Source organism: Acinetobacter chengduensis (genome assembly GCF_003664645.1).
Classification (GTDB): domain Bacteria; phylum Pseudomonadota; class Gammaproteobacteria; order Pseudomonadales; family Moraxellaceae; genus Acinetobacter; species Acinetobacter chengduensis.
Genome location: NZ_RCHC01000087.1, coordinates 1 through 218, shown reverse-complemented (window position 1 = coordinate 218; position 218 = coordinate 1). Strand labels below are relative to the sequence as shown.

Annotated in this window: 1 protein-coding gene; it reads right to left on the bottom strand. The window is 45.4% G+C overall.

The features are described 5' to 3' along the window. Nucleotides 1-218, bottom strand: a 218-nt coding sequence (locus D9K81_RS18560; RefSeq protein WP_121524039.1) for a hypothetical protein, incomplete at both ends; no start/stop codon positions are given.

The following is a 218-nucleotide window of genomic DNA, read 5'->3' as shown; positions in this document are numbered from 1 at the left end:
TCTTCAATGGCCACATAGTCCATATTTTCGGGATCATAGCCCAGCATTGCACGTACGTTGCCAGAATGGATCTTCATAGGCTTGTCAAAACGCCCGCGTTTAAATTGTCCAGTAAAAATCGCGTTATTCAAGCTATCACGCGGATCTGCCCCAGATTTGTCGGTAACTGCGCCGTATTGAATCCCGGCTTGACCTTGTAAAATTTTACTGACAGTCAT